General features: G+C 55.2%; 14 protein-coding genes. 9 read left to right on the top strand and 5 right to left on the bottom strand.

Annotated features, from left to right (window positions below; translation table 11 throughout):
• Positions 1-7 precede the first annotated feature (7 nt).
• From cyoA to EBL_RS13970, 3 genes are all read right to left on the bottom strand, one after another.
• Positions 8-961 carry a cytochrome o ubiquinol oxidase subunit II gene (gene cyoA / locus EBL_RS13980; protein WP_002444671.1) on the bottom strand — a complete coding sequence of 318 codons (954 nt, stop codon included), beginning with the start codon at positions 959-961 and terminating at the stop codon, positions 8-10.
• A gap of 552 nt (positions 962-1,513) precedes the next feature.
• Positions 1,514-3,007: a muropeptide MFS transporter AmpG gene (ampG, locus tag EBL_RS13975; RefSeq protein ID WP_002444669.1), complete on the bottom strand. Its 1,494-nt coding sequence runs from the start codon at positions 3,005-3,007 to the stop codon at positions 1,514-1,516.
• A 47-nt stretch (positions 3,008-3,054) separates the two neighbouring features.
• Positions 3,055-3,633, bottom strand: coding sequence for a lipoprotein (locus EBL_RS13970; protein ID WP_002444667.1), 579 nt, complete (start codon positions 3,631-3,633; stop codon positions 3,055-3,057).
• A gap of 300 nt (positions 3,634-3,933) precedes the next feature.
• Between EBL_RS13970 and bolA the strand changes: the two genes are divergently transcribed.
• The 9 genes from bolA (at position 3,934) to EBL_RS13925 (ending at position 14,393) form a co-directional block, all read left to right on the top strand.
• A complete protein-coding gene (gene bolA / locus EBL_RS13965) occupies positions 3,934-4,251 on the top strand; it encodes a transcriptional regulator BolA (protein ID WP_002444665.1) in 318 nt (105 codons plus the stop codon).
• 348 nt (positions 4,252-4,599) lie between these two features.
• A complete protein-coding gene (gene tig / locus EBL_RS13960) occupies positions 4,600-5,898 on the top strand; it encodes a trigger factor (RefSeq protein WP_002444663.1) in 1,299 nt (432 codons plus the stop codon).
• A gap of 342 nt (positions 5,899-6,240) precedes the next feature.
• Positions 6,241-6,864, top strand: a complete 624-nt coding sequence (gene clpP / locus EBL_RS13955) for an ATP-dependent Clp endopeptidase proteolytic subunit ClpP (protein ID WP_002444659.1) — start codon at positions 6,241-6,243, stop codon at positions 6,862-6,864.
• A gap of 128 nt (positions 6,865-6,992) precedes the next feature.
• Positions 6,993-8,267 (top strand): ATP-dependent protease ATP-binding subunit ClpX, encoded by a 1,275-nt coding sequence (gene clpX / locus EBL_RS13950; RefSeq protein ID WP_002444657.1) that lies wholly within the window; start codon positions 6,993-6,995, stop codon positions 8,265-8,267.
• 188 nt (positions 8,268-8,455) lie between these two features.
• Positions 8,456-10,810, top strand: coding sequence for an endopeptidase La (gene lon, locus EBL_RS13945; RefSeq protein ID WP_002444655.1), 2,355 nt, complete (start codon positions 8,456-8,458; stop codon positions 10,808-10,810).
• A gap of 221 nt (positions 10,811-11,031) precedes the next feature.
• Positions 11,032-11,304 carry a nucleoid-associated protein HU-beta gene (gene hupB / locus EBL_RS13940; RefSeq protein ID WP_002444653.1) on the top strand — a complete coding sequence of 91 codons (273 nt, stop codon included), beginning with the start codon at positions 11,032-11,034 and terminating at the stop codon, positions 11,302-11,304.
• Between the two features lie 210 nt (positions 11,305-11,514).
• Entirely contained in the window at positions 11,515-13,386 is a 1,872-nt protein-coding gene (ppiD, locus tag EBL_RS13935; RefSeq protein ID WP_002444607.1) for a peptidylprolyl isomerase, read from the top strand.
• Between the two features lie 146 nt (positions 13,387-13,532).
• On the top strand, positions 13,533-13,877 hold the full coding sequence (locus EBL_RS13930; RefSeq protein WP_002444605.1) for a ComEA family DNA-binding protein: 345 nt from the start codon (positions 13,533-13,535) through the stop codon (positions 13,875-13,877).
• 105 nt (positions 13,878-13,982) lie between these two features.
• Entirely contained in the window at positions 13,983-14,393 is a 411-nt protein-coding gene (locus EBL_RS13925; RefSeq protein ID WP_002444604.1) for a YbgC/FadM family acyl-CoA thioesterase, read from the top strand.
• A 59-nt stretch (positions 14,394-14,452) separates the two neighbouring features.
• On the opposite strand, the gene queC is transcribed toward EBL_RS13925, so the two are convergent.
• Both queC and EBL_RS13915 read right to left on the bottom strand, forming a co-directional pair.
• Positions 14,453-15,178: a 7-cyano-7-deazaguanine synthase QueC gene (queC, locus tag EBL_RS13920; RefSeq protein ID WP_126298300.1), complete on the bottom strand. Its 726-nt coding sequence runs from the start codon at positions 15,176-15,178 to the stop codon at positions 14,453-14,455.
• Between the two features lie 34 nt (positions 15,179-15,212).
• Positions 15,213-16,910 carry an SgrR family transcriptional regulator gene (locus EBL_RS13915; protein WP_002444599.1) on the bottom strand — a complete coding sequence of 566 codons (1,698 nt, stop codon included), beginning with the start codon at positions 16,908-16,910 and terminating at the stop codon, positions 15,213-15,215.
• Between the last annotated feature and the right edge of the window lie 37 nt (positions 16,911-16,947).

Here is a 16,947-nt window from a genome sequence, read left to right as displayed (position 1 = left end):
CGGCCCCTTAGTGAGCGGCTTGCCCGTGACTCATGTCCATACCTTCCATCCCTTCATGAGCGTTATGCTCAGCGGCAGGATGCTCTTCCATCTTCATGCCGTTATCCCCGTGGCTCATGAACTTGTTGATAACATCCACGAACAGGCCCGGCTTGACGCTGGAGAAGTATTCCACTTTGTTGTACTCACTCGGCGCGGCCAGTTTTTCGTAGGTGTCCATGTCGTTCATGGTTTGTGCTGATTGCTTCACTTTCGCCACCCACTGGTCAAAACCAGCGCGATCCGGCGTGGCAATCGCATCAAACTTCATGCCGGAGAAGCCCGCACCGCTATAACTGGCGGAGATGCCGTTATAGGTGCCCGGTTCGTTAGCAATCAGGTGGAGACGGGTCTGCATACCGGCCATGGCGTAGATCTGGCTGCCGAGGCGCGGAATGAAGAAGGAGTTCATCACCGAGTTGGAGGTCACTTTAAACTCCACCGGGGTGTTCGCCGGGAAAGCTATTTCATTTACCGTGGCGATGCCCTGTTCCGGATAGATAAAGAACCATTTCCAGTCCATAGCAACCACCTCAATGGTGATTGGTTTTTCATCGTGAGCCAGCGGTTTGCTGGGTTCGAGCGAGTGAGTGGTTTTCCAGGTCAGCACCGCCAGGAACAGGATGATAAGAATAGGCACCGTCCAGACCACAGCTTCCACTTTGTTGGAGTGTGACCAGTTAGGGCTATACTTGGCATCTTTGTTGCTCGCGCGGTACTTCCAGGCGAAACCAATGGCCATTAAGACGGCGGGAATCACGACAATCAACATCAGGCCGAAGGCCGTCAGTATCAGTGAGCGTTGCTCCAGTCCAATCTGTCCTTTTGGATTGAGAAGTGCAGAATCACAGCCGCTGAGTAACACAGCGCCTGCGATTAATGACAACAATCCCAAATTTTTATTGTATTTCCTGAGTCTCATTGAACGACCTCAATTCCAGGAGGGAGTGGTGACTTTAAGGTGTGCGGGTATTTTACGGGATGGTTACATTACTGTAAATACAATTGGCATGTTGTCAGTGTGGTGTTGCACTTTATGGGAAGTGTATCTCAGCTGTTGCCAGATGTGATAAAACGTGAGCCGATACAGCGGGATGCCTGGTGTTATAACCAAACGGGACGGATCGTTATTGCTGCAATGTAAATTGGTATAACCAATAACAAATAAGCACAAATTATTAACAATCTCAAAACAAAATAAACGGCGAACCGCACGGGGAAAATAAAATCTACGTGGCTGAATCGAGAAACCAAAAAAATTAACTTTCGCCCGTTTTATTATTTGATGGCGTTATTTCCGCACGAAAACGCAATTATCCGCAGAACGGGTAGGTGAATATTTAACCGTATTAATTGCTCTATGTTATTATCCGCAGCGAAATATCGCCGGAACCAGGTTAATTTTTTACTGAATTAATTTAATAAATAAAAAAAGACTGCCGCAGCAGTCTTTTTCCGGTGCCGCTTCGGGCAGTCAGGATTGGGGATCGCGGGCGGCCATGGACTCCCGGCGCAGCGCCACAATATCCAGCCCTGTACCATACAGAATACCGGCGATACCCAGCCACAACGCCACCTCCGGCAGCAGGCTGGTGTCGGCAAAGAGCGTGATACCCAGCCCGGAAAGGGCCAGCAGCACCAGCCACACGGCCAGTACCGCGCAGCAGGCCATCAGCATGCGCAGCGCCACCCGGTAGGCACCGGCAAAATAGCGCCGCGGCATAAAGTGCTCTGTCAGCCGGGTATATTCCAGCGTTCTGCGACAGACCAGCAACAGCAGAATACCCGGCACGGCCGCAATAACGGAGAACAGATAAAACGTTGGCCAGCCGTGGGCCTCAACAAACCAGCCCGCAATCGGCCCCACATAGACCCGCCCTACGGCCGAGAGGGCGCTGAGCAGGGCAAACTGGGTGGCGGAAAACGACTTGTTGCACAGGGTCATCAGCAGGGCCACAAACGCTGCGGTGCCCATACCGCCGCACAGGTTTTCAAAGAAGACCGCGCAGGCCATGGTGACCATATGCTTGTCGGTCACCGACAGCAGCCAGTAACCGGCATTCGATACCCCCTGTAAGATCCCGAAGATAAGCAGGGCGCGGAACAGGGTCAGCCGCTGCATCAGTACCCCGCCTGCCAGGGCGCCGACAATGGTGGCAAACAGCCCGAGGGTTTTGTTAACCACCCCCACTTCGCCCGCGTCAAACCCCAGGCCACGGATCAGAAACGTGGTGGTCAGGCTCATGGCGAAGGCATCGCCCAGCTTGTACATCACAATCAGCATCAAAATGAGCCAGGCGTTGTTGCGCCCGAAGAAATCTTTCAGCGGGGCCAGTACCGCCTGCTCCAGGGAGCGCGGCGCCGGAATAACATCTGACGGCTCTGGCGCCAGCAGGGTGGCAATAATACAGGGGATCAGCAGCGCGGCCATCAGCCAGTAGGTGGCCTGCCAGCCCAGATAGCGGTCAGCCAGCCACAGGGCCAGCCCGCCGGAAACCAGCATCGCCAGGCGGTAACCCAGCACGCTTATCGCCGCACCGCTGCCGCGCTCTTCCGGTGTCAGCACATCGGTTTTCCAGGCATCAAAAACAATATCCTGAGAGGCAGAGCAGAACGCCACCACCACGGCCAGGGCTGCCATCCAGCGCAGGTGCGAGGCGGGGCTCATAAACCCCATGCCGACAATAGCCAGCAGTAACAGGATCTGGGTTATCAGTAACCACCCGCGGCGGCGCCCCAGCAGGGGCGGGGTGTAGCGGTCCATCAGGGGGGACCAGAGAAACTTAAACACATAAGCCTGCCCCACCAGCGAGAAAAAACCGATGGTTTTCAGGTCAATGTTTTCAACGGTCATCCAGGCCTGAAGCGTGCCGGAAGTCAGGGCCAGGGGAAGGCCGGAAGAGAAGCCCAGAATAAGCAGAATGGCTGATTTGGGTTGCTGAAATATTCGTAGATAATGGCTGGGCATGGCGTACTCGGTAGCTGGCCCGGTGTTTCGGGCCAGCGTAATGGCAATTAACGGGCGTTCTGTTTAATGAAGTCGTGAACGCTGGTGTCCTGAGCCATATCAGTGATGGTATCTGTTAACACGGAGTTAACAGCCTCGGCGATATTTTTATTGCTGGCCAGGAAGGCACCTTCCACGTTGTAGTTTGCGCGGTAGTTTTTCGTCAGCTTATTGCCGTTCTGAGCGGTGACCAGAATAGCGATATTGGCGGTGGTGGCGATGTTATAGCGCACGTCACCCTGGGAGACGTTCGCATAGAGCTGATTCACCACAATTTGCAGATTCGCAGAACCGTTCGGGCCAATCATATAGCCACGGGCGGCCATCTGTTTTTCCAGCACTTCCTGGAGCAGAAAACGCAGATCGCGGCTTGGGGTCAGTGTCACCAGCTGGTTATTCCGGGTCACTTTCGCCAGCGCCTGATCGGAACGTTGATCGGCACCATTAATGCTGATAGTGACACCCATCAGGCTCGGATCCTGCTGGGGGAGGGTGATTTTCGGGGAGACGTCAATCGTTGTTGGCGGGGTAGCGCAACCTGCCAGCATAAACAGTGCAACGAAGGGAACGAGCAATCTTTTTAGCATGTTGTGTATCTCTTTGTGCCTGGTAGCATTTATAAAAACGCCGCCATCATAACACCGCCTCGGATGCTCAGCACCTGGAATAGCGGCTATTTTATGCTGAATTGTTCTCTTTTTAAGCACTCAGGTCGTTTACTAAAAAATAACACAAGAAACCGGAGGGTAATCGAGGGTATAACATGAGAACAGGCTTTCCTGGTGCCGGGAACTGCAAATATTTACTATCGTGCCGCAATGGAAGCGGTAAAAGCGGCTAATATTTAACGAGATGGGTGGCATCTCAGTGATGTTGAGGAGAACATTATGATGGTACGCGAGCAGATAGAAGCAAAATTAAAGACAGCATTCGACCCCGTGTTCCTGGAAGTTACCGATGAAAGTTATCGTCACAATGTTCCCGCGGGCTCTGAAAGTCATTTCAAAGTGGTACTGGTAAGCGATCGCTTTACCGGTGAGCGCTTTCTGAACCGACATCGCCTGATTTACGGTACATTAAGTGACGAGCTGGCAAACACGGTCCACGCGCTGGCGTTACATACTTACACGCCAAAAGAGTGGAGCGCGCTGGAGGATACGCTGTCAGCGTCGCCGCCTTGCCGCGGTGCAGGCTCTATTGCCTGACGCGTTCGGGTTGCAACGTAACAGACTTTTCCAGTATGTTGCGTGGCGCAGAAAAGCAAAAAACGGCCTGCGGGCCGTTTTATTTTGTCTGAAAGCTACTTGTTTCCGTTTCATTTCAGACTCAGGAGGGCGGGAACTGTGAAATGCGCCGCACTGCGGGGTATCACCGTTCTCGACTCACTAATGTGATGCCGCTATAATGCTGCGTCTTATTTTTCGGATTGTATTCGGGATGATTCTGGCGACAGGGAATGTGTTCTGACTACGACGAAGACATCCCGGTTTCGTGAGGTACCCTGACGGGGCTTCCGGAGTTGACCGAGCACTGTGATTTTTTGAGGTAACAAGATGCAAGTTTCAGTTGAAACCACTCAGGGCCTTGGGCGCCGCCTGACGATTACTATTGCTGCTGACAGCATCGAAAGTGCTGTGAAGAAAGAGCTGGTCGATGTGGCGAAGAAAGTCCGTATTGACGGCTTCCGTAAAGGTAAAGTACCGATGAATATCGTTGCTCAGCGTTATGGCGCATCTGTTCGCCAGGACGTGCTGGGTGACCTGATGAGCCGCAACTTTGTTGACGCCATCATCAAAGAAAAAATCAATCCGGCTGGCGCACCGAACTACGTTCCGGGCGAATACAAAGAAGGCCAGGATTTCACTTACGCGGTAGAGTTTGAAGTCTACCCGGAAGTTGAACTCAAAGATCTGGACGCCATCGAAGTTGAAAAACCGGTTGTTGAAGTCACCGACGCTGACGTGGACACCATGCTGGACACCCTGCGTAAACAGCAGGCGACCTGGAAAGATAAAGACGGCGCTGCAGAAGCAGAAGACCGCGTTACTATCGACTTCACCGGCTCTGTAGACGGCGAAGAATTCGAAGGCGGTAAAGCCACTGATTTCGTACTGGCTATGGGCCAGGGCCGCATGATCCCGGGCTTTGAAGAAGGCGTTAAAGGCCACAAAGCGGGCGAAGAGTTCACCATCGACGTGAACTTCCCGGAAGATTACCACGCTGAAAACCTGAAAGGTAAAGCGGCTAAATTCGTTATCAACCTGAAGAAAGTTGAAGAGCGTGAGCTGCCGGAACTGACTGAAGAGTTCATCAAGCGCTTTGGCGTTGAAGATGGTTCTGTTGCCGGTCTGCGTGCTGAAGTGCGTAAAAACATGGAGCGCGAACTGAAAGGCGCGGTACGTAACCGTATCAAGTCTCAGGCTATCGAAGGTCTGGTTAAAGCGAACGAAATCGAAATCCCTGCTGCCCTGATCGACGGTGAAATTGACGTACTGCGTCGCCAGGCCGCTCAGCGTTTCGGTGGCAACCAGAAACAGGCGATGGAACTGCCGCGTGAACTGTTCGAAGAACAGGCTAAGCGCCGCGTTGTTGTTGGTCTGCTGCTGGGTGAAGTTATCCGTTCTCATGAACTGAAAGCAGACGACGAGCGCGTTAAAGCCCTGATCGAAGAGATGGCTTCCGCTTACGAAGATCCGAAAGAGGTTATCGAATTCTACAGCAAAAACAATGAGCTGATGGACAACATGCGCAATGTTGCTCTGGAAGAGCAGGCTGTTGAAGCGGTACTGGAAAAAGCGAAAGTTACCGAAAAAGCGACCACGTTCAGCGAGCTGATGAACCAGCAGGCCTGATAGCCTCCCGGTTCAGCGCCGTTAAGCAATAAACCCGTCGCCTTCTGGCGGCGGGTTTTTTTTATTACAGGCGAACCAATTGGCGGTTTACGGTCTAAGTGGCTGATGAAACAACGAACACCCGGCAAGAATAAAAGCACCAGCAGGGCTTAGCGTAACCGGAAAAGGTTGTTATGCTTGAAACAGAACAAGTACGCCCTCATTTAGAGGATAATGTATTGGTGACCCTGGCTGATATTCTGTCCGTGTACGTGTGGAGCCTGGCGGCCGATTGTGAACCCGCTGGCGCTCAGGTAGCATCAGTATTGCCTGGTCAGTTAAAAGATTAATAAGGAGACGGACATGTCATACAGTGGCGAACACGATCAATTTGCACCCCATATGGCACTGGTGCCGATGGTGGTGGAGCAAACCTCCCGGGGTGAGCGTTCCTACGATATCTATTCGCGTCTGCTTAAGGAACGTGTCATTTTCCTGACCGGTCAGGTTGAGGACCATATGGCAAACCTGATTGTGGCCCAGATGCTGTTCCTGGAAGCTGAAAACCCGGAAAAAGATATCTATCTATATATTAACTCGCCGGGTGGGGTGATTACCGCCGGGATGTCGATTTACGATACCATGCAGTTTATCAAACCGGATGTCAGCACCATCTGTATGGGCCAGGCGGCCTCGATGGGGGCATTCCTGCTGACAGCGGGCGCGAAAGGTAAGCGTTTCTGCCTGCCTAACTCCCGGGTGATGATTCACCAGCCGCTGGGCGGTTTCCAGGGCCAGGCGACGGATATTGAAATCCACGCCAAAGAGATCCTGAAAGTCAAAGCGCGGATGAATGAGCTGATGGCGAAACACACGGGTAAACCGCTGGAACAAATCGAGAATGATACCGAGCGCGACCGTTTCCTGTCTGCCAGCGAAGCGGTGGAGTATGGTCTGGTTGATTCAATTTTAACGCATCGTTCCTGATCTGATCGGGGGGGCCGCTATACTGTACAACAGAGGCGGCACCCTGAAGGCGTGGATATCGGTTGTGCCTGTAAATGGCGTTTGCGTCGCCTGGCGTGGCGCAGAGTAACAGAAAAGAGGTTTTACTGATGACAGATAAGCGCAAAGACGGTTCAGGCAAACTGCTGTACTGCTCTTTTTGCGGCAAAAGCCAGCATGAAGTGCGCAAGCTGATTGCCGGGCCGTCAGTGTATATCTGCGATGAATGTGTCGATTTATGTAACGACATTATTCGCGAAGAGATAAAAGAAGTTGCACCGCATCGTGAGCGTAGTGCATTGCCGACCCCCCATGAAATTCGCAGCCACCTCGATGATTACGTGATCGGGCAGGAGCAGGCGAAAAAAGTGCTGGCGGTGGCCGTATATAACCACTACAAGCGTCTGCGCAATGGCGACAGCGCCAATGGCGTGGAGCTGGGTAAAAGTAACATCCTGCTGATTGGGCCGACCGGTAGCGGTAAAACCCTGCTGGCAGAAACCCTGGCCCGCCTGCTGGATGTGCCGTTCACCATGGCGGATGCCACCACCCTGACCGAGGCCGGTTACGTGGGTGAAGATGTGGAAAACATCATCCAGAAACTGCTGCAGAAGTGCGATTACGACGTGCAGAAAGCCCAGCGCGGGATTGTCTACATCGATGAGATAGACAAAATCTCCCGTAAGTCTGATAACCCGTCTATCACCCGTGATGTCTCCGGTGAAGGGGTACAGCAGGCGCTGCTGAAACTGATTGAAGGCACCATCGCGGCAGTACCGCCTCAGGGCGGGCGTAAACATCCGCAGCAGGAGTTCCTGCAGGTGGATACCTCGAAGATCCTGTTTATCTGCGGGGGCGCTTTTGCCGGTCTGGATAAAGTGATTGCCAACCGTGTTGAAACCGGCTCTGGTATCGGGTTTGGCGCGACGGTAAAAGGCAAATCCCAGAAGGCAACGGAAGGTGAGCTGCTCTCCCAGGCGGAGCCGGAAGATTTAATCAAATTTGGTCTGATTCCGGAGTTCATTGGCCGTTTACCGGTGGTGGCGACCCTGAATGAGCTGAGCGAAGAAGCGCTGATCCAGATCCTTAAAGAGCCGAAAAACGCCCTGACCAAGCAGTATCAGGCGCTGTTCAGCCTTGAAGGCACCGATCTGGAATTCCGCGACGAAGCGCTGGTGGCGATTGCCAAAAAAGCCGTGTCCCGTAAAACCGGTGCCCGTGGCCTGCGTTCAATTGTTGAAGGCGCCCTGCTGGATACCATGTACGATCTGCCGTCCCTGGACGATGTCGAAAAAGTGGTGATTGACGAGTCGGTTATTGATGGCCAGTCTAAGCCGCTGCTGATTTATGGTAAGACAGAAGCCCAACAGGCATCTGGCGAATAATTAACCATTTCCGACAAGCAGTTATCCAAAAATGGGGGATTTTATCCCCCATTTATTTTTCCTGTATTCCTGACATTGAATGTACGGGAAACATCCCCATATACTGATTTACCTGAATTATAGAGATGGCGTGAAACGCGTTCACGTGTGCCCATTCCCTGGCGGAAGTTAAACTAAGAGAGAGCTCTATGAATCCTGAGCGTTCTGAACGCATTGAAATCCCCGTATTGCCGCTGCGCGATGTGGTGGTTTATCCGCACATGGTCATTCCTTTGTTTGTCGGGCGCGAGAAATCCATCCGTTGCCTGGAAGCAGCCATGGACCATGATAAAAAAATCATGCTGGTGGCGCAAAAAGAGGCCTCAACAGACGAACCTGGTGTAAACGATCTTTTTGCCGTCGGGACTGTGGCGTCTATTTTACAGATGCTCAAGCTGCCGGACGGTACTGTCAAAGTGCTGGTTGAAGGGTTGCAGCGTGCCCGTATCACCACGCTTTCTGACAATGGCGATCACTTCACGGCACAGGCCGAATATCTGGAATCTCCGGCTATTGAAGAGCGCGAGCAGGAAGTGCTGGTGCGCACGGCGATCAGCCAGTTTGAAGGCTATATCAAGCTGAATAAAAAAATTCCGCCGGAAGTGCTGACCTCCCTTAACAGCATCGACGATCCGGCGCGCCTGGCCGATACCATTGCGGCCCATATGCCGCTGAAGCTGGCGGACAAGCAGTCGGTACTGGAAATGTCAGACGTGAACGAACGTCTGGAATATCTGATGGCCATGATGGAGTCAGAAATCGATCTGCTCCAGGTTGAGAAGCGCATTCGCAACCGGGTCAAAAAGCAGATGGAAAAAAGCCAGCGCGAGTATTACCTGAATGAGCAAATGAAAGCCATTCAGAAAGAGCTGGGCGAAATGGACGACGCGCCGGATGAAAACGAAGCGCTGAAACGCAAAATCGAAGCGGCGAAAATGCCCAAAGAGGCCCGGGAAAAAACCGAGGCCGAGCTGCAGAAACTGAAAATGATGTCCCCGATGTCGGCCGAAGCCACCGTGGTACGCGGCTACATCGACTGGATGGTACAGGTGCCGTGGAACGCCCGCAGCAAGGTCAAAAAAGATCTGCGCCAGGCCCAGGAAATCCTCGATACCGACCACTACGGGCTGGATCGGGTCAAAGACCGTATTCTTGAGTATCTGGCGGTACAAAGCCGGGTGAATAAAATCAAAGGGCCTATCCTGTGTCTGGTTGGGCCTCCCGGGGTCGGTAAAACCTCTCTGGGCCAGTCCATTGCCAAAGCCACCGGGCGTAAATACGTGCGTATGGCGCTGGGTGGGGTACGTGACGAAGCGGAAATCCGCGGTCACCGCCGTACCTATATCGGCTCTATGCCGGGCAAACTTATCCAGAAGATGGCAAAAGTGGGCGTTAAAAACCCGCTGTTCCTGCTGGATGAGATAGACAAAATGTCATCCGACATGCGCGGCGATCCGGCCTCTGCACTGCTGGAGGTGCTGGATCCGGAACAGAACGTGGCGTTTAACGACCACTACCTGGAAGTGGACTACGATCTGAGCGACGTCATGTTCGTTGCCACCTCGAACTCCATGAATATTCCGGCGCCGCTGCTGGATCGTATGGAAGTGATTCGTCTGTCGGGTTATACGGAAGACGAAAAGCTGAACATTGCTAAACGCCACCTGCTGCCGAAGCAGATTGAGCGTAACGCCCTGAAAAAGAACGAGCTGAAAGTGGACGACAGCGCCATTGTCGGCATTATTCGTTACTACACCCGCGAGGCGGGCGTGCGTGGCCTGGAGCGTGAAATTTCAAAACTGTGCCGTAAGGCGGTGAAACAGCTGCTGCTGGATAAATCCCTTAAGCACATTGAGATTAACGGCGACAACCTGCACGACTACCTGGGGGTTCAGCGCTTTGACTACGGGCGCGCGGACAGCGAAAACCGCGTGGGCCAGGTCACGGGGCTGGCGTGGACCGAAGTGGGCGGCGATTTGCTGACTATCGAGACCGCCTGCATACCGGGTAAAGGCAAGCTGACCTACACCGGCTCACTGGGTGAAGTGATGCAGGAGTCCATCCAGGCGGCGCTGACCGTGGTGCGTGCCCGGGCGGAAAAACTGGGCATCAACACGGATTTCTATGAAAAACGTGATATCCACGTCCACGTGCCGGAAGGGGCCACCCCGAAAGACGGCCCGAGCGCCGGTATCGCTATGTGTACGGCGCTGGTCTCCTGCCTGACGGGTAACCCGGTGCGTGCCGATGTCGCCATGACCGGGGAAATTACCCTGCGTGGTCTGGTACTGCCGATTGGCGGCCTGAAAGAGAAACTGCTGGCGGCACACCGTGGTGGCATTAAAACGGTACTTATCCCGGATGAGAACAAGCGCGACCTTGAGGATATTCCGGAAAATGTGATTGCCGATCTGGAGATCCATCCGGTGAAACGCATCGAAGAGGTTCTGCAACTTGCTCTGCAAAATGAACCATTTGGCATGGAAGTGGTGACCGCGAAATAGTGATTCAGTCCACAGTGCGCTGATAAAAACAAGGCTGGCAGGGTAATTCTTACTTGCCAGCCTTTTTTTGTCTGGCTACCTTAGTGCAAGTCCGCCCCGGATGGTGGTGTTACCCGGACTAACGGGTGTTGTAAGGGCATACCAACCCTGATATAACTGCTGCGCGGTCGTACTACAATGGATTCCGGTGCGATATAAAATATAAAGAGAGGAAGAGAATAGTGAATAAGTCCCAATTGATCGACAAAATTGCCGCTGGTGCTGATATTTCTAAAGCTGCGGCCGGGCGTGCGTTAGATGCATTGATCGCGTCTGTTACTGAGTCTCTGCAGGCTGGTGATGATGTTGCTCTGGTAGGCTTTGGTACTTTCGCGGTAAAAGAGCGTGCTGCCCGTACAGGCCGTAACCCTCAGACCGGTAAAGAAATCACTATCGCTGCGGCGAAAGTGCCGGGTTTCCGTGCTGGTAAGGCACTGAAAGACGCGGTTAACTAAGCACCGTCTGGCTGACAGTTTATGAAAAAGGCACATCCCGTATGTGCCTTTTTTCTTATCCGGGATTTTCTTTCCAGTGTGGGCTGACAATCGCCCCTGTTTCTTGTCAAAATAGACGCTTGCGCATCGCAGGGCTGAACTGGCGTCCTATGGCCAGATTGCGCGATGCGATGGCTCACTTATTACACTACAGCGGAGTGTTGTTACACCATGATGGACAATTTACGTGCGGCGGCAAACCACGTCGTACTCAAGATCATTCTGGGTTTGATTATCGTGTCATTCGTGTTGACTGGCGTGGGTAACTACCTGATTGGCGGTAACAATAATTATGCCGCAAAAGTTAACGGTCAGGAGATTAGCCGGGCCCAGTTTGAAAACGCCTTTGCCGGGGAGCGTAACCGCCTCCAGCAGCAGCTTGGCGATCAGTATTCTGAGATTGCCGGTAACGAAGGCTATATGAAAAGCGTGCGCCAGCAGGTGCTGCAGCGCATGGTTGATGAAGCGCTGCTTGATCAGTACGCCCACAAGCTGGGGCTCTCTATCAGCGACCAGCAGGTAAAAGAGGCGATTTTTAAAGAGCCCGCTTTCCAGAACAATGGCCGTTTCGATAACAGCCGCTATAACGCGATCCTCTCCAGCATGGGTATGTCTGCCGATCAGTACGCCCAGGCGCTGCGTAACCAGCTCACCACCCAGCAGCTGATTAACGCCGTTGTGGGCTCCGACTTTATGCTGAAAGGCGAAACCGACGAGCTGGCAGCACTGGTATCCCAGGAGCGCCTGGCCCGCGAAGCCACCATTGATGTCAGCGCACTGGCGGCAAAACAGCAGGTGACCGACGCGGAAATCGATACCTGGTATCAGCAGCATAAAAATGCCCTGATAACGCCGGAGCAGTTTAAAGTCAGCTATATCCTGCTGGATGCCGCGGCCATGCAGGCCGGGGCCAGCGATGCAGACATTCAGTCCTGGTATGATCAGCACCAGGATCAGTTCACCCAGCCTGCCCGCTACCGCTTTAGCGTGATCCAGACCAAAGACGAGGCCGCCGCCAAAGCCGCACTGGATGAGCTCAGCAGCGGTAAAGACTTTGCCAGCGTCGCCAAAGAGAAATCTACCGATATCATCTCCGCCCGTAACGGCGGCGATATGGGCTGGCTGGAAGATGCCACCATGCCCGAAGAGCTGAAAAACGCGGGCCTGAAAGAAAAAGGCCAGCTCTCTGGCGTGATTAAATCCTCAGTCGGCTTCCTGATTGCCCGGCTGGACGATGTTCAGCCTCAGCAGGTAAAACCGCTGGCTGAAGTGCGCGACAGCATCGCGGCGAAGGTGAAACAGGAAAAAGCGCTGGATACCTTCTACGCCCTGCAGCAGAAAGTGAGCGACGCGGCCAGCAACGACAACGAATCCCTGGTGCCCGCCGGAAAAGTGGCCGGGGTGAAGATTGTTGATACAGACTGGTTTAGCCGCGACAACATCCCTGAGGCGCTGAACTTCAAACCGGTCACCGAGGCGATTTTCAGCGGTAACCTGGTCGGGGAGAACGGCACGCCGGGCAGCAACTCTGACATTATCACCGTGGACGGGGATCGCGCCTTTGTGCTGCGCATTGCAGACCACAAAGCCCAGGCGGTAAAACCCCTGAGCGAGGTGCGTGAGCAGGTGGTTGCCGCTGTTAAGCGCCAGAAGGCCGATACCCAGGCCAAAGCCGAGGCGGACAAACTACTGGCCAGCCTGAAGACCGGCAAAGGTGATGAGGCCATGAAAGCCGCCGCGCTGCAGTTCGGGGAGGTGAAAACCTTCGTGCGGACCTCTCAGGATCCGGTAAGCCAGGCGGTCTTTAACCTGCCGTTACCGGCAAAAGATAAGCCGTCTTATGGTGTCAGCAACGATATGCAGGGGAATACGGTGATCGTCGCCCTGCAGGAAGTGCGCGCCGGTCAGATGCCGGAAGAGCAGAAAAAAGCCATGGTTCAGGGGATAACCCAGAACAATGCGCAAATCGCCTTCGAAGCGCTGATGTCTAACCTGCGTAAAGAGGCCAAAATTAAGACGGGCGACGCGCTGGAGCAGCAATAACTTCGCGCGGGCTCGCACCCGGGTGTAACCCACCGAAACAACCAAAGGCCGCTTACGCGGCCTTTTCCATATCTGGCGTTTGCTATTTGTTCCCGTATCGCTCCCCGGGTAGTGTCCCTGTGACCACTTACTGAAAGGAGAACAATATGAAGCAGATAACCACGCTGGCTTTACTGGCACTGCTGGCTGCAGGCGGGAGCCTTGCGTTACCGGTATACGCGGCAAGCCCGGCAGAAAAGCCGCCCGCCAGCCAGAGCCGGGCCCCGGCGAAAACCGCCACCGCCCCGCAGGCGCAACTGCGGGTCAGCATTAACAGCGCCAGCGCCGAAGAGCTGGCCGAGATCCTCAACGGCGTGGGACTGAAGAAGGCCGAGTCGATAGTCCGCCACCGGGAGGCAAATGGCCCGTTTAAAACCCCCGAATCCCTGAGTGAGGTTCCCGGCATTGGCACCGCCCTGGTGGAGCGGAATATGGCGCTGATCAAACTCTGAGTATCCCGTCCGTAAAAACGCCGGATGTTTGCTAAGCTGTAGAGGTCGTGCTAACTGGTACGACCTCTTTACTAAATACCGTAACCGTTGACAGGGTAAGGCGCTATGCAGACGACCATAAAAGTCCGGGGATACCACCTGGATGTATATCAGCATGTAAATAATGCCCGTTATCTGGAATTTCTGGAGGAGGCGCGCTGGGAAGCGCTGGAGCAGGAAGAGAGCTTTCGCTGGATGGTGGCGCACCAGATTGCTTTTGTGGTGGCCAATATCAATATCAACTACCGTAAACCCGCCGTGCTGGGCGACCGGCTGATCATCACCAGTAGCCTGCAACAGCTGAACGGCAAAAGCGGCGTGCTCAGCCAGGTGATCACCCGGGAGCCAGACGGTATCACCGTTGCCGATGCGCTGATTACGTTCGTTTGTGTGGATCTGCGCACCCAGAAGGCGCTGGCGCTGGAGGGGGAACTGCGGGAAAAACTGGAACAGATGATTGCCACCCACGGGGAGTAAACACGGGGAGTACACCCGGTTATTCAGGCGGGGCCCGCCTGAATAACCCCGGGTTTGCGTTATGCCAGGCCGGTTTTGCGCTTCATTTGCGCCATCACGGCAGCTTTGTCGGCCAGGTAGTGCTCAATACCGTTCGCCCGGAGATGGCAGGCCGCACACTCGCCGCAGCCATCCCCTTTGATGCCGTTATAGCAGGTCAGGGTTTCGCTGCGCACCAGGTCCAGTTTGCCCCAGTAATCCGCCAGTGCCCAGGTCTCTGCTTTGTTCAGCCACATCAGCGGCGTTTCGAAGCGAATATCCCGGGCCATGCCCAGCGATACGGCGTGATTGAGCGCCCGGACAAACTCGTCCCGGCAGTCCGGGTAGCCGGAGAAATCCGTTTCGCACACCCCGGTGATCACTGCCTGCGCCTGGACCTGGTAAGCATAAATAGCCGCCAGGGTGAGGAACAGAATATTGCGCCCGGGCACGAAGGTGTTGGGAATGCCATCGGCATCGGGTTCGTAGTCCGGCACCGGGATACTGTTCCGGGTCAGGCTGCTGACGGCCAGCTCATTAAGCAGGGTAACATCCAGCACTTTGTGCGCCCTGGCCCCCAGCTTCAGGGCAAGCTCCCGGGCCACGTCGATTTCGGCGCGGTGGCGCTGGCCGTAATCGAAGGTTACACAGTGCACGTCATCATACTGATGCAGCGCCTGAATAAGACACGTGGTGGAGTCCTGGCCTCCGCTAAAAACAACAACTGCGCGTTTCATAGTCACCCTTTTTTGTACCGACAGCCGCATATGGTAGCGCCCGCAGGCGCACGGTGCCAGTGCTTCAGACCGGGGGCGGTAGCCACAGGCGGGTAAAATCGAACCAGCCCCGGGCATTAATATGCACCCCCTGAACATTTGGGGGGGCGTGGATCTGGTAGTGGTAGTTAAACAGCGGGGTGAGCACCGATTCGGCCATCAGCGTTTCATACAGCGCTTTTAGCCCGGCGATACGCTGCGCCGGGCTGCTCTGCTGCTGGATCTCATCCAGCTGGTGCAGAAGCTGGCGGTAGCGCGGCGGGGAAAAGACCGCCTGCCACAGCACATCGCTGCGCAGCCACTGTTCAAGCGTATATTCGGCGGCCTCATCAATCAGCCGGTCCCCCATCAGGATATCGGCCGTGTCCATATCCGGGCAGCCGGACCAGTTTTTGGCATCATGAAAACGCAGCGTCAGCGTGCAGCCATACCGGGCCAGATGGCTGACCAGCTGGCTGGCCATGGCGTGCAGCTCTACCGGTAAGTGGTAGAGCAGGGTGAGTGTGGCCGGCAGTGGGGTGGGCTCACAGTGGCGGCTGTCCGGCAGTGGCCAGCCGGGCAACAGCTCACGGCTGGGCTGGATCAGGCCATCTTCAACGGGCAGGGTGGTTAACAGGCCGCTCTGGTGGATCAGGTGCATGAGCCACTTTGCCTGGCGGGCAGACAGCCGCCCCTGCTGCTTAATAGCCAGATAACAAAACCCGAGGCTCAGCCGGTTATCAATGGGGCGCAGCGAGGTGAGCTGCGCCTGCTCGCCGATGGCTATCTGCACCGGGTGCCGGCAACTGGTGCCGAGGCGCGCATCAAACAGCTGGGGCGTTATCCAGTATTCCACGGCGCCAATCAGCGGGTGGGTCAGATGGTAGCGCTCATGGAGCGCCAGGCGGATCAGCTCCGGGCTGAACTGCGCTATCTTAAACGGCCCGCAACCGGTGTGCGGCTCCCCCGGGTAATGCAGCTGGCTGTAGTAGCAGGCCAGGCGCCAGGGCAGCCAGTAGTCCGGGCGATGCAGCCGGATCCGCACCAGCCCCGGGGCGGGGGCCTCCAGCCCGGCAATGCTGGCAAACAACCGGCCCACCTGCGGATCATCACATAGCTGTGTCAGGCTCTCTACCAGATGGGCGGCGGTGACCTTTTCACCCTGGTGCCAGTAGAGGGAAGGGCGCAGCCAGAAGGCATAACAGCGGCCGTCGTCGGTAATTTCCCAGTGGTGGGCAAGATCCCCCACCGGCCGGGCGCTGCCCTGGCAAAACCGGGTCAGCCCGCTGAAAACCTGGCTGCTCAGGTGTTGCTCTGCCCGACCGGGCAGAAACCCCGGCAGCAGCGGCTCAAGGGGGCGGTAATAAGGAATGCGCACGGTGGGGATATCGTTTTGCCACTGGCCGCCAAGAAACGGCTGCAGCGCCTGGCGCAGCTGTTCCGGTGCCAGCTGGGCCAGCTCCAGCGCGTTCTGCTGCTGGCCTTTATTCAGCACGCTCTCCATCATGGAGGCGCGCACCGCATCCGGCGTGGTCAGAAACCGCAATACCCCACGCCTGCCGCGCCCGGGGGCGGCCTGCCAGGACAGCCAGCCACGCTCCGCCAGCTGATGCAGCAGGGTGCGGATATGGCGCTCACTGCAAAAGCAGCGACCGGCAAGCTCAGGAATGGTCACCTGCTGGGGCTCCCCCCGGGAGGGCTGCCACAGGCGCTGGAACTGGTTGAGTCGGTTAAGAAGGCGCATAGACATAAAACCGGAACAAATTTTATTAAGTATTCAC

Source organism: Shimwellia blattae DSM 4481 = NBRC 105725, assembly GCF_000262305.1.
GTDB lineage: Bacteria > Pseudomonadota > Gammaproteobacteria > Enterobacterales > Enterobacteriaceae > Shimwellia > Shimwellia blattae.
This window is presented reverse-complemented; position numbering and strand designations above follow the sequence as displayed.